Origin of the sequence: Endozoicomonas sp. ALC020 (assembly GCF_049275935.1) — a bacterium.
Lineage (GTDB): Bacteria > Pseudomonadota > Gammaproteobacteria > Pseudomonadales > Endozoicomonadaceae > Endozoicomonas_A.
Window position 1 is genome coordinate 458,204 of sequence record NZ_CP184830.1, and the last position, 12,914, is coordinate 471,117.

Annotated in this window: 12 protein-coding genes and 1 pseudogene; 5 read left to right on the forward strand and 8 right to left on the reverse strand. The window is 47.0% G+C overall.

Annotation, left to right across the window (positions count from 1 at the left end; genetic code table 11):
• The first annotated feature begins 13 nt into the window (after nucleotides 1-13).
• Nucleotides 14-469: an aspartate carbamoyltransferase regulatory subunit gene (gene pyrI / locus ACOJUO_RS01645; protein WP_422135020.1), complete on the forward strand. Its 456-nt coding sequence runs from the start codon at nucleotides 14-16 to the stop codon at nucleotides 467-469.
• A gap of 111 nt (nucleotides 470-580) precedes the next feature.
• Here pyrI and ACOJUO_RS01650 read toward each other — a convergent pair whose 3' ends face one another.
• From ACOJUO_RS01650 to ACOJUO_RS01660, 3 genes and pseudogenes are all read right to left on the reverse strand, one after another.
• Nucleotides 581-736 carry a hypothetical protein gene (locus tag ACOJUO_RS01650; RefSeq protein WP_422138738.1) on the reverse strand — a complete coding sequence of 52 codons (156 nt, stop codon included), beginning with the start codon at nucleotides 734-736 and terminating at the stop codon, nucleotides 581-583.
• 100 nt (nucleotides 737-836) lie between these two features.
• A pseudogene (locus ACOJUO_RS01655) lies at nucleotides 837-1,280 on the reverse strand (zeta toxin family protein); the annotation flags it as partial.
• A 264-nt stretch (nucleotides 1,281-1,544) separates the two neighbouring features.
• Complete coding sequence (locus ACOJUO_RS01660) at nucleotides 1,545-1,865, reverse strand: zeta toxin family protein (protein ID WP_422138739.1); 321 nt, start codon at nucleotides 1,863-1,865, stop codon at nucleotides 1,545-1,547.
• Nucleotides 1,866-2,193: 328 nt separating this feature from the next.
• Here ACOJUO_RS01660 and ACOJUO_RS01665 point away from each other — a divergent pair, with 328 nt between their 5' ends.
• From ACOJUO_RS01665 to yaaA, 4 genes are all read left to right on the forward strand, one after another.
• Nucleotides 2,194-2,481, forward strand: a complete 288-nt coding sequence (locus ACOJUO_RS01665; protein WP_422135021.1) for a hypothetical protein — start codon at nucleotides 2,194-2,196, stop codon at nucleotides 2,479-2,481.
• Nucleotides 2,482-2,983: 502 nt separating this feature from the next.
• On the forward strand, nucleotides 2,984-4,171 hold the full coding sequence (gene rhlB, locus ACOJUO_RS01670) for an ATP-dependent RNA helicase RhlB (protein ID WP_422140102.1): 1,188 nt from the start codon (nucleotides 2,984-2,986) through the stop codon (nucleotides 4,169-4,171).
• 285 nt (nucleotides 4,172-4,456) lie between these two features.
• On the forward strand, nucleotides 4,457-5,860 hold the full coding sequence (locus ACOJUO_RS01675; RefSeq protein WP_422138740.1) for a PhoH family protein: 1,404 nt from the start codon (nucleotides 4,457-4,459) through the stop codon (nucleotides 5,858-5,860).
• Nucleotides 5,861-6,510: 650 nt separating this feature from the next.
• On the forward strand, nucleotides 6,511-7,284 hold the full coding sequence (gene yaaA / locus ACOJUO_RS01680; protein WP_422135023.1) for a peroxide stress protein YaaA: 774 nt from the start codon (nucleotides 6,511-6,513) through the stop codon (nucleotides 7,282-7,284).
• 74 nt (nucleotides 7,285-7,358) lie between these two features.
• Here the strand turns inward: yaaA and ACOJUO_RS01685 are convergent, their stop codons facing one another.
• The 5 genes from ACOJUO_RS01685 to ACOJUO_RS01705 form a co-directional block, all read right to left on the reverse strand.
• Nucleotides 7,359-8,051 (reverse strand): MlaA family lipoprotein, encoded by a 693-nt coding sequence (locus ACOJUO_RS01685; protein WP_422138741.1) that lies wholly within the window; start codon nucleotides 8,049-8,051, stop codon nucleotides 7,359-7,361.
• Between the two features lie 79 nt (nucleotides 8,052-8,130).
• Nucleotides 8,131-9,537 (reverse strand): hypothetical protein, encoded by a 1,407-nt coding sequence (locus ACOJUO_RS01690; RefSeq protein ID WP_422138742.1) that lies wholly within the window; start codon nucleotides 9,535-9,537, stop codon nucleotides 8,131-8,133.
• A 7-nt stretch (nucleotides 9,538-9,544) separates the two neighbouring features.
• On the reverse strand, nucleotides 9,545-10,117 hold the full coding sequence (locus ACOJUO_RS01695) for a hypothetical protein (protein ID WP_422138743.1): 573 nt from the start codon (nucleotides 10,115-10,117) through the stop codon (nucleotides 9,545-9,547).
• Between the two features lie 78 nt (nucleotides 10,118-10,195).
• Entirely contained in the window at nucleotides 10,196-11,500 is a 1,305-nt protein-coding gene (locus tag ACOJUO_RS01700; protein WP_422135027.1) for an OmpP1/FadL family transporter, read from the reverse strand.
• A 155-nt stretch (nucleotides 11,501-11,655) separates the two neighbouring features.
• Entirely contained in the window at nucleotides 11,656-12,372 is a 717-nt protein-coding gene (locus ACOJUO_RS01705) for a trimeric intracellular cation channel family protein (protein WP_422135028.1), read from the reverse strand.
• Nucleotides 12,373-12,914: the final 542 nt, after the last annotated feature.

Genomic DNA, 12,914 nt, shown 5'->3' on the forward strand with positions numbered 1-12,914 from the left:
GGGAGACACAGCAATGACCAACAAGCTTCAGGTTGAAGCCATTCGCAAAGGCACCGTCATTGACCATATACCCGCAGGTCAGGGTGTTAAAATTCTGGATCGCCTGCAATTGCTGGACTCCAATGTCAGCATTACCGTGGGCTTTAACCTGCCCAGCAAGGCTCAGGGTCGCAAAGATATTATTAAAGTGACTGGCCTGAAGTTCACTGAACAAGAAGCCAGTCAGCTGGCCCTGTTCGCACAGGGAGCCACCATCAATGTCATCGACGAATATCAGGTCGTTGATAAATTCAAAATGACGGTTCCCGAGACGCTCAGAGGCGCTTTTCCCTGCCCTAACTCAAATTGCATCACTCACAATGAGCCTGTGAGCAGCTATTTCTACCTGCGGGAAAAAGACGACGATATTCGACTGAAGTGTCACTATTGCGAGAAGTCATTCAGCAAGGATATTGTTTCCGAGCTCTGACTATTGACAGAGGTTCTGGTCAGTTCGGGCCAGAACCTTAAAGGTAATAGAGAGGCGCAGCACGAAAATACTCGCCAAACAGAAAGCTTTGGAAGAATACCTCTAAGCCAATCACATACCAGCAGCTTTGATGATAGCTTGCTGCTTCTTGGTAGCTTCGTCCAGAACACGCATGAAAACTTTCTTTTTCTCGCTGGGCTTGGCGTTTCTGATGAACTCCGAAAATGAGGAGTTTTTGGGGGTATCTTTTGGATGCTTGGAAGACATACTGGAATCCTGATCTATGGGCTACTGATGGCAGCTGGCTTTTTTATACCACAGCCTTTAGTCGATATAATAGACCACCTGGACTGATTGAAGCCTGTGACTAATGAGATAAACCCACTACACCCAGAAGGTCGCCGCGACTGTACTTATCTTTAATATAACCGTCAAGCTGGGTAATATTCCTATGGTATTTCTGGTTAGTACCGTCAATATTTTTGATCAGCAGGTCTAGTATAATTTTGTCACCGAACACCCGTTTTAGAAGGTTTGCGCTCTCTCTTGACAGGAAATACTGATCAACAAATTTTTCAGGAAAAACCCTTCTTCCCTCAACTTTTTCCCTTGCCTGAACGAACCTCCATGCTTGTTGAGGCTGCTGATATACAAACAGAATCTGAACAGTTCGCCCCCTCTTGAGAGAGCGCTCAATATTCTTTTTTGCGATATTAAAATCAGCCATTGTTCCATCAAGAAGAAAGCTCTGTTTTTGCTTTAGAGCCAAATCATGAGCACGATCAAGGAGTATAGACGCAGCGCCCTGAAATAAGTACGCATTGCCTCCGTTCTGACACTCCCCGCCCTATCGGGCGAGGGTTCTTGATCGCTCAAGAACGTTTCTGTTTCATAGTTCGTTGCTCAGGGAACAGGCTTGGTTATCGCATAAAAGTTCCACAGTGGGAGCTTTTACGATGGCGAATCAACCCATGCTCCCCAAGTCTCACACAAACTCCACAGACTTAACATCCCGTCTGCCCGACGGTAGGTCTACAAGAGACAGGACAAAAGGTAGCAGTTTACCTACAAACACTCAACCGGAACGCTCTACGCGTTCCCGCCTTATATCCCCGCCCGCATTGGGCGAGGCTTTACGGCGAAACTGGTAATCATCGAAGTATTGCCGCATATCATCTATATCCAGCCTGATAATTGAATCATGGACAGCTAATAATGACTTTGCAGCTTCTGTTTTGCCCGCTCCAGGCGATCCTGCCATAAACACTGAGACTGGAGAATCTTCAACCTGGTAAACCGATCGATCCGTGAGCTTTTTGCCAATATCATTCTTGACTTTTCTGGCCCACTCGATAGCCCGCTTTTGTATTACCTTTTCTCCTTCGGATAACTCCACTTGCCGCTTGCTCAGTAAGTAATAAGTTATGAGTATGGTAACCGGAGATTACAGCAAAGTGAAAAGCCCCCTCCTTGCGGCACACTTCGCAGATACTTAATACCTACAATTCATTTCACTACTTGTGACCTGCATACAACTGCTCACAGGGAACCATTTACCCAAGACCTATGTCTAATGGTTGTATGAGAGAAAATTGCGTATCTTTAGAATTGTTCTTCATGAAAAAGAGGTTACCCGGTCACCATTAGCGGATTTTCTTGGGTAACAGAGCATACAGTTCCTAACATTGAGGTGCCCTATGGAAATAGCGCCAGTGCAATACATTATGAACATACTTAATCAGGGTTATGAGAAGAGCCCGGAGACCGAGACCGAAACGCTGGCTGCCAAAATCCAGAAGTTCGCCGAAGAAGTGAGCTTTTTTTTCAAGGGACGTCCCCTGAAACCTATGCCTGATCAACCTCTGATGTTAATACTCTATAAATCGAAGCTCCGCAGAAAAAACAGAAAAATCAGCAAAAAAGGTAAGCTGGACAGACTCTTCATGCGTAAAAGAAAGCACGAAGAGCAGGACAGCCCGGATTATAGCGACGTGGATGAGCAATCATTTTAGCAATCACCCGCCAGATACCTTAGAATCCCTCTGGAATGCCGCAGCCTTGCAAATCCAGTTTCCTGCGGCGCGTTGCTGCTGAGTAGGTAACTGACTATTAACAGCCAGTTACCTGAAGGCCTCTTTCTCTTTCTGTTTGCCCGACTCTTTAACACCAGGGCGGAGATACCCGTCGTCAGCAGATTCAATCCCCGGTTCCGAGACACTCTCAGGACACGGCAGCCCAACGCTGCAGACCGGGATACCGATATCGTATTGGAACGAGATTAAAGCATTGAGCGGTTTACTAGGTCTTTTCAGAAAGAAAAAAGCACCTTCATCCGGTGGACAAAAGCCTTCACCGGCACCAAAAAACCCTTCTTCCAAGCCCCGGGGCGGGAAGAAAAACAGCAAAGCTGTCGGAGCCCAATCCAGAAACCCCAAGACTCAGAACACTGCTCGACGTAGCCACTCTCACAGCTCTCATCGCTCAGCCAACAAGAGTTCCGAGCCTTCCTGGCATATCAGCCAGTTCCAGGTAGAGCCAGAGCAGGGTAAAACCCGCTTTCATGACTTTGATCTGCCTGATCAACTGATGCGAGCCATTCAGGAACTGGGCTACAAGTACTGCACCCCCATTCAGGCAGAAGTACTGGGCAGCACGCTGGCAGGTAGAGACGCTATTGGTAAAGCTCAAACCGGCACGGGTAAAACGGCCGCCTTTCTTGTCAGCACCATCAAACAACTGATCGATATCCCACCACCGGATCAACGCTACCTCGGCGAACCCCGTGCCGTCATCATTGCCCCTACACGGGAACTGGCATTACAGATTGGTCAGGATGCTGAAGCCCTGACCAAATACCTGCCCCTGAATGTGCTGACGGTTGTTGGTGGAATGGATTATGAGAAGCAGCGCAGCCGCATGAGTAATGGCTTCATCGATATATTGGTGGCTACTCCTGGCCGACTTCTGGATTACTGCGAACGTAAAGACCTGCATCTGGACCTGACCGAAACACTGGTCATTGACGAAGCCGACCGAATGCTGGATATGGGCTTCATTCCCCAGGTTCGACGCATTATCCGAATGACACCCCGTCCTGGCGATCGCCAGACCCTGCTGTTTTCAGCCACCTTCACGGATGAGGTACTAAGACTCGGTGCACAGTGGACCTGGAAGCCTGTGAAAGTTGAAATCGAACCAGAAAGCGTTGCCACAGAGACCGTCGATCAGAAGGTTTACATTGTCACCAATGAACAGAAAGTTCCTCTTTTGATCAACCTGATCAATCAAAACAACCTGGAGCGGGTGATTGTGTTCACCAATCGTCGGGATGAAACCCGTCGACTGACCGAGAAGCTACAAAAGAAAGGCCTAAAAGCTGATCAAATTTCCGGTGAAGTACCTCAGAAGAAGCGCCTCAAGACGATGGATAACTTCAAGAATGGCAGGCTGACGGTTCTGGTAGCTACCGATGTTGCGGGCCGTGGCATTCACATCGACGGAATAAGTCATGTGATCAATTACAACTTGCCTGAAGACCCGGAAGATTATGTCCACCGCATTGGCCGGACAGGCCGGGCTGGAGCCAGTGGTACCAGCATCAGCTTTGCCTGTGAAGAAGACTCTTTCCTGATCCCCGACCTGGAAGAAATGCTGGGTGCAAAGCTCAACCTGGAATACCCACCCACAGATCTGTTGAAATAATCATTAACGTGCTACTCACCACCAGCGAGTGTTCGATAGAAGGTTCGCTGGCGAATGCCTCTAAAAACCGATGTAAACAGAAAAGTTAAGGACAGTTTCTGGACGAAGCATCTGGCAGGAATAAGAATGTAATCCTCTAAGTTTAGAATCAAACCTCACTCATTAAAACAATAAAATCAGTATTTAAATTTTTTTAATCCTATCTGAAATTTAAACTTGCCGACTTGCTTCTTTTCGATAAAAATCAACTATGAGAGACCCAAAAAAAGGACGAGGAAGCTGCCTATGGGAAACGCCTTGGAAGCTAGGCCGATCATCTCAACCCAAACAACCACCTACATTCTCGACAGCAATGTTCTGATACACGACCCTAACTCAATCCTCAACTTTGAAGAGCATCAAGTGCTCATTCCCATGACCGTTCTGGAGGAACTGGACAAGCTTAAGAACGGAAAGCAAACCATCGCTGCTGACTGCCGACAGGCCATCAGACTGATTGACCAGATACTGGGTTCTGCCTCACCCTCGGAGATCGAAGCAGGTGTTCCTATCAGACGTGGTAATAAATCAGAGCCTCAGGGTACTCTCTCAATCCTGAACTCTCATTATGTAGAGAACATTACCACACTGCCCACCAGCAATAACGATAACCGCATCATCAACGATATCTGTCATTTTCAGGAAACCCACCCGGGTGCACCGGTTGTTCTGGTGACTAAAGATATCAATATGCGTCTTAAAGCCAGGGGATGCGGAATTCCAACGGAGGATTACCACAGCGATCAACTGGTTTCAGATATTGGTTTGCTCAGTAAAGGTTACCGACTGTTCGAAGGCAACTTCTGGGACCGCGTTTCCCAGGTTCAGACAGAGCAGCTGGAGGGTATTACCTATCATCGACTGTTGAAAAAAGAACTCGGTGAGGATATCTATCTGAACCAGTTTTTCCTGGACGACACTGGATTTGTAGCCCGGGTGAACGCCATCACTCATGACGAAGTCCAGTTGCAACACTTCTGTCGTGAAGCATTAATGAGTCAGGAAGCCTGGGGGCTTCAGCCTCTCGATATTCATCAGGCCATAGCCCTGAATCTTTTAATGGACCCCGATATTCACCTGGTCAACCTGACCGGTGCTGCGGGCTCAGGTAAAACCATTCTGGCTCTGGCCGCCGCAATAGAGATGACAGTCGCCACCAAACAGTTCCGTCGAATCATAGCGACCCGCTCAACCCGGGGACTGGATGAAGACATTGGCTTCCTGCCGGGCACGGAAGCTGAGAAAATGGAGCCCTGGCTGGGTGCCATTACTGACAACCTCGAAGCCCTGCACTATGACGATGAATCCACCAACAGCAGTGTGGACTACATTCTCAAGCAGGTTCCTCTCCATTTCAAATCCCTGAACTATATCAGGGGACGAAGTTTTCAGCAGAGCCTGATCATCATTGATGAATGTCAGAACCTGACACCGCACCAGATAAAAACCATTATCACCCGTGCGGGTTCAGGCAGTAAGGTCATCTGCCTGGGCAACCTGGCCCAGATTGATACCCCTTACCTGGCACCGACCAGTTCAGGACTGACTTACATGACTGAACGATTTAAAAACTTTCCACACGGTGGCGCAGTCCAGTTACAGGGGGTCCCACGCTCGCCGCTGGCCGCATACGCTGAAGAAAACCTTTAATTTTCACTGACCTCAGAGAGATAGCCAGACTTGATCGTCTGGCTATCAAAAATTGACAACCATGGATCATCAACCTCTCCCTGAAGCCCTATCCTCCTGATTAACGACTTGCCTCAACCGCACAACCAAACACCCTGGCAGCCTGTCGGACTTAAGCGTCCGTAGCGAGGATTGCAAGAAATTGAGGATAAAAATCTCTGTTTCTGAGGAGAATAGCGAGCTATTTGACGAAGAAACAGGGATTTTTAGACCAATTTATTGCAACCGCACGACTGCATGGATGCAGGAGCTAGAGCAACGCAGGAGCAGTTGCCGTGTAGGACAGTCTTAAGTCCGACAGGCTGCTAGGAGCCTGACCGAGAATAGACTGCCCTACTGCGGCGGCAGCAAATTGGTCTGAAAATCCGCTTTTGTTCGTCAAATAGCTCGCTATTCTCCTCACAAAACCGAATTTTCATCCTCAATTTTCTGCCGTCCTCGCTACGGGCGCTATTCTCGGTCAGGCTCCTAGCCTGACCGGTCTATCAACATAATAGAGATAATTCACTACCAAACACCTCCTCCCTCTACTAGGATGTGTTCCATAGTGCTAAAGCTGAACACTTCAGCTTGTTAGGGGTAGAACCGGAATTCAGAAGGAAGAAAAAACCATGCTTTTTGTCGTGTCACCTGCCAAAACCCTGGACTATGACACCGCTGTGGTGACGAAAAAGTTCAGTCAGCCAGAATTTCTGGACCAATCCCAGAACCTGATTGATCAACTGCGTGAGCTGAGTCCGGCGGATATCAGCAGCCTGATGAGCATCAGCGATAAACTGTCACAGCTGAATGCTGCCCGTTACCAGGCCTGGCAACAGCCTTTTACCCAGGAAAATGCCAAACAGGCAGTCCTGGCCTTTAAAGGTGATGTTTACACGGGGCTTGATGCTGAGACCATGAATGCCAAACAGTTTGATTATGCCCAGAAACACCTGCGCATTCTCTCAGGACTCTACGGTCTGTTGAAACCTCTCGACCTGATGCAGGCATACCGTCTGGAGATGGGCACCAAATTTGCCAATAATGCCGGAAAAGACCTTTATGCATTCTGGGGCGAACAGATCACCGACAAACTGAACGAAGAAATGGCCGCTCAAAAAGATGATATTCTGGTTAACCTGGCCTCCAATGAATACTTCAAGGCCGTTAAGCCCAAACTTTTGAAAGGTCAGATCATCACCCCGGTCTTCAAGGATTGGAAAGGTGACAAATACAAAATCATCAGCTTCTACGCTAAAAAAGCCAGGGGCCTGATGTGTCGTTACGCCATTGATAACAACCTGAAAAAAGTCGATGACCTGAAAGGTTTTGATTACGAGGGCTACAGCTACAACGAAGCCATGTCGAATGACAAGGAATGGGTGTTTATTCGCAAAGAAGCCTGAGTTATTTTCTTCCAGCTCCGACATTGCCTGCGAGCTGGAAGACACCTCCCTTCTATTGCAGACACATTGGAGCTTTACTTGTAAACGCCCACTTCCAACTCCCGCCTTTTGGTATACAAAAAGCGAATAATGTCGTAGCTGAAGGGCGAGCTGAAGTCATCGTAGCTCATGGGAACGGTATAGCGATAGTTAATTCCATAGATGGCAAACAGGTCAGGCTGGGAAAACACCTGTGAAGGCACCCCGAGAAAATCAATATAATCTTCTGCGGCCAGATCAACGACCAGACCACTCACATCCCTCAAACTGAATGGACCAACAACCGGAACCACCAGATAAGGTCCGGCTCCCACCCCATATTTTGCCAGTGTATTGCCAAATTCATTGCGTTGATGGGGCAACCCCATACTCTCGGCAGGATCAAAAAAGCCAAAAATACCCAGAGTAGAGTTGATGAATAATCGACCGACTGATTTAACAGCCCGCTCACCCTCAAACTGAAGCAGGTTGTTCATAAGGGTGGAAACTTCTTTCAGATTCTGAAAAAAATGGGCTATTCCGATCCGAACAAAAAATGGAGTCACCGTTTCATAAAGCTGCATTACGGGCTCAAGAAAATAGCGATCCAACTGCCGGTTGAAAGCAAACACCTCGCGATTAAAGGGCTCCAGTGGGTCATAAACATCCATAAACGACATTGAATTCATATTGTGATGCCAGTCTTCCAATAACTCATCATCAGGGTCTCGGTACTTCAAAGTATCCATAGGATCTGAATAAGGGATACTATGATCAGCCGGGAGATTGCAGACTGTTAGAGAAAACAACAAGAGCAGGCATCCGGCTCTAAGCATCGGGAAAGCCCTTACCTTTGATAAAGCTGAGCATATCCTCCACGTTTTGTGGATACTTCAGATTGCCCATATGCCCACCCCGAGGGTAAATTTTTATTCGCCCATCGAAGGTATCATAAAGAAAGTCGAGCCCTTTCTTGTCAATAATAAAGTCATCCACATTGTGCATCACACCTATATGCCGGGCTTTCTTCAACCACAACTTAAGGCGAGGCAAACCGTTCTGCTCAAATATAAGAGCACGCTGCGCAGCGAGGGATTTTTTCTGATCAAAGTAGATTCCCTTCTGCTTCTCTTCATAAGGAATCAGTACCTTATCTATATAGCATTCAAAGCTGCAAAACATAGCCCGCTTAAAATAAGGAGTTCGGCTATCACTCAGGGTGAATTTAAAAAACCTGGGAATCAGGCTGATGTTCCAGGTCATGACAGCAGAAGTGAAATACAGGGACGCTACTACCAACCTGAAATTGACGCCTATCAGCAGTGCCAGCTCTTCCCTGCTCAGGGCATAAGCGCTTTTTGCCACCTGAACCAACATGGATTCATCGATATCAATACTTTTATGCGTCCGAAAATAAGCAGCCAGCTTGTCAAAGAAATGATTAAAAAGCGTTTTTGCATTATCAACGCCCCGCACGTCGACCAGCAGTAAGCGATCAAGACTATTGACGGTGCGCCGCAGGTCAACAGGAGGATTCACTAACAGCACACGATTAAAGCCAAAGGCATTATGTTCGCTGTCTATTCTGGCGATATAAGCAGCGTTGAGTGCACCAAGGCTGTAACCTGTCAGATACCAGCCTTTAATCTGAATTTTTTTAAAGGAGCGAACCCGCCTGACAGACGCTTTCATCAGACGATAAAGATCTTCTGAATCCTGCTGCGTCAGACCGGGTCGATGGGATCGGGAGCCGGAAACAACAAAGTCGTAACTGGTGGGGGATGAGATCTGAATGACATGAAAGCCTGCCTGATAGTAAACCTTTTTCAGGAACTCGACCTTGCTGGTATCGAAACGACCACCGGTGCCGGCAATAATAAAAATCAGTGGAGCAGGTTTCTCCTGCCAGGCCAACTTGAAACGGGGTTTGATCACATCCCAGAATATACCCGGTGCACCCTTAACGGTTTCGTCAGCCAATCCTAAAATCGCCTCGCGGACAATACCTTGCCGAAGCTTCACCTGTTGCCCGGGCGGGGTGCCAACGACGGTCGCAAGGAATGGGTCCTTAATAGGGAAGCCATAAGCCCACAGAGTGCCCTGATAGAGAAGAAGCACTAATAACGGAAGCTTTTTCAGGATGGAGATTAAACGACCACGGCCTTTCGAAAAACATTTTGCCCACGCCACAGTGTCCGTGAGTATTTCCGGACAAAATGCCTTTCTTTTACCCATAACATTGCTACTGAGTATTTTCCGGTGATGAAATCAACAGGTAAACTGTCCAGTCATGGGTAAACAGTCCGCCTGTACTCACATTTTCCAGAGAACCCCTGACCTGCCCATTGAAGGAATACTGAATTTTTTCACCTTTGTTGTCAGGCAATGCCACCTGCTTTTGCGCCCAACTCTTCGGCAGACATTGGCCAATGACGCGCTTGGCTTCGTCAAAAACCTGAGTGGCAGTCTGCTCATCAGGCAGAACCCGACTGCAGACATAGCTATAGCGATTCGACCACTGCCAGACCTCGCAGCCACCGTTCAGTGGTTGATAGTCTGTCTGCCATATGGTGATCTTGTTGTAAAAAGAAGGTTGCTTACGTATGTCCGAAAAACCATTCTGACTTTTGGTGAAAATATGCCCGAGATCCTGACAGATCTTGTCCTGATCAACAGTAGGCTTTTCGGTAATCACTTCATCTTTGTTGCTGGCTGGCTGGTCTGCATACCCCGAAACCGGAGCACCTCCTGTCGCCATTAACGCGGACATCACAAGACTAATTTTAATCGTTTTTTTGTTAAAGACTGATTTCATCGACTTATTCCCTGGTTCTGAAAAACCTCTACCAAGACCTTGCCTGTAAAAACAGGCAAGGTCTCAGACTCAACAAGTCTAGAAAATATAATTCAATTGTGCAGCCACAATACTGGAGCAGTTGTCATATTCCCCTGTTATTACGCCGAAACTATCAATAGGAGTGCCTTGATTTGGCGGTTTGTTGTACTTGGCTTCATCTATTTTTCCTTCTTTCAAACTCACGTACGCATAGGAAATGTCGATGGAGAGATTGGTATCAGGCCTCCAGTTTGCTCCCACAGTAAACCAATTGCGATCGGAATCCGGTGTACGCACAGTACGATTGTCATCATCGACAGGAGACTCATCAAACATATAACCTGCCCTTAGCTTCCACTCTGGTAGCACTTGCCATGTCGCACCAAAACTCCAGGCCCAAGCATCTTTCCAGTTGATTGGGACATAACTGGACAGATCAGAATTATCCGCTCTGACATAAAACTCCTCGAAACGGCTCCAACGAGTCCAAGTGGCCTCAGCCATCAAAGTCCATTCATCGTTGAGCTGATGAGTCAGGCTCAGAGCTGCTCTCTCAGGCATAGTAATTTCGAGCTTTGCATCTGATTTCCTATTAACAGGACCTGATAGCTTTACATCTCCCTCGAGTTCAAAATCAATCTCAGAGAAGTAAGCAAGGCCGACATAGGTTCTATCATAAACATTCCACAGTGCTCCCAGAGTCCAAGCCAATGTTTTATCATCACCTTCAATCTTTGCTTCAGCAGCAGGAAGACCTTCCCTCAGGAAGTTAGTGACATCTGTATTCTGGGTTAATTCCCCTTCTACATAAGAACCTATCAACCCAAAACCAATAGAGAAGTCTTCCTGGAATTTATAGGAAACCGTCCCCTGCAAGTTAACGGTTTTAAAGCTGGTTTTAATGCCAAAGTAACGACCCGCCCAATCATCGTCATACTCCAGCTCAATACCATTAGGAGCATATCCACTTATACCAAAGCTGATTTGATCATTCAGCGGCATAACAAAATGCCCAAAAGGCACCCCGCTTGTTGACACGAAATCTTCCGTTTTACCTTGAGCAACCACCGTTCCAGTAGGAAGAGTATGCTGCCCCTCAAACTCACCTCCCTCAAGAATGATGGCGGAGCCCACTGAAACCTGAGTACCCTCAACATAAGCTATACCCGCCGGGTTATTGGCTGCAATGGAAGCATCCTGAGGGTTGGACGCTCTGCCCGCATAGGCTGTACCCATGTAGCTGGCTGAGTTTTCATTAATACCGTAACCTGCAGAGAAAGCATTACTGGAATGAAAGGAAACTGCCATGGCGGCAAGAAGAGGTGACAGAACAGCCAACCTCTGTCGTAAACACAAAGTCATCTTCAAACCTCATTGTGTGTGTTGTTCTGAAAGGTATAGACGCAGAAACGCTTCCATGCTTTTTTTTTAGAGGCATTAACGACGATTAGTAATCAAGAGATATTAAAAACACGAGAGCTCTGAGCAAATAGCTATATCTCAAAGCTCCTTTCAAGTCAGCGGGCGGTGGGAGGCAGGTCAAAACGGGGGAGAGATAATTTCTTGTAAAGAGCCAAAAGTCTGAGTAACAGAACCAAACCTGCAGACAGCAGTGTTGCCATATTGACTCCAATATAAGATTCCAATACAACAAAAAGAGCACCACCCGCCATAGCGGCAAAGGCGTAGACCTCTTTTTTTAGCACCAGCGGCACTTCACCGGAAAGCAGATCACGGATAGCCCCTCCACCACAACCGGTAAGCACCCCCATCATGACAGAGACAATAGCCGAAGCACCGAAATCCAGAGCTTTGGTGACACCAATCACGGTAAATACAGCCAGACCCAGCGCATCAGAAAGCAACATCATATGATGGGTCTTCTGATGCCAGCGCCTTACCAGAATCGCCAACAACGTTGAGGCAAGAGTGACCAGAACATAATCATGATTCTGTACCCAGAAAACCGGCGTTGCTCCCAGAAGAACATCGCGAATCGTGCCACCCCCCACGGCAGTGGCAAACGCCAGAACCATTGCCCCAAAGATATCCATATCCTTGCGACAGGCGAGCCAGGCACCGCTGATGGCAAACACTGCAGTACCAAATAAATCCAGAATATAGAGCAGCATGAAAGAGAGAATGAATCCGATGAATGAATACCCAAAGTATACGTTCCAAATCGCATAGGCCACATCAGGGCGCTTACTTAATTCAACAGGAACTTTCGTCAAACTCCGAAGCCTTATGCAGGTTCAGATGACACCATGAGTGCCTGTCTTTCAGTTTATATAAAAAACATCTTAAGTATTCAACATGGCCCGATTACTGACGCCTACACAGCAATCAGAGACTCGATTGTATATTTTTTTAAAATTTTTTTTCTTCTTTTCTCGATACTGTTCCGGATCTCAACCTTCCAGAAAAACCATTAAATATCATTGAGTTAGTTATAAAAAGCGGCATCAAAATACCTTAAATTCATTAAAATAAAAATCGAATACTATTCGAATTACAATTAACACCCACCCCTGTCTTGACTCGACACCTCTAAACAGAGATATTTCGTACTGTCGTTTCAAACATCCATTGCAGAGCACGTTAAAAACGACAACAAAAACTAATAATAAGCATAAATAGACCAGCGGTCTTTCGACCAGCGAACCGGAAAAGACTCACAAAAGAGCAAACAACGTTCGTAATCAGGCAGCCTCACATCACTTGTTAATAAAAAAAGAAGCCATTTCTTAGTGGCATTCTTTGCAACAAGCAGCCG